This window comes from Nonomuraea sp. MG754425, from assembly GCF_021699195.1.
Classification (GTDB): Bacteria; Actinomycetota; Actinomycetes; order Streptosporangiales; family Streptosporangiaceae; genus Nonomuraea.
Window position 1 is genome coordinate 1 of record NZ_SSXE01000581.1, and the last position, 285, is coordinate 285.

General features: G+C 68.8%; 1 protein-coding gene. It reads right to left on the bottom strand.

The window, feature by feature from the left end; all coding sequences use genetic code 11:
* Window positions 1–285: hypothetical protein (locus FAF44_RS56660; RefSeq protein WP_237111240.1), on the bottom strand; the 285-nt coding region annotated here is incomplete at both ends.

Sequence of the window (285 nt, forward strand, 5' to 3'; positions counted from 1 at the left end):
GAGGAACGGCATGTCCTCGACCGGCAGGATCTTGGAGATGACGCCCTTGTTGCCGTGCCGGCCGGCCAGCTTGTCGCCGTCGGTGATCTTACGCTTCTGGGCCACGTACACGCGGACCAGTTCGTTGACGCCGGGGGGGAGCTCGTCGCCCTCCTCGCGGCTGAACACGCGGACGGCGATGACCTTGCCCTGCTCGCCGTGCGGCACCTTCAGCGAGGTGTCGCGCACCTCGCGCGCCTTCTCACCGAAGATCGCGCGCAGCAGCCGCTCCTCCGGGGTCAGCTC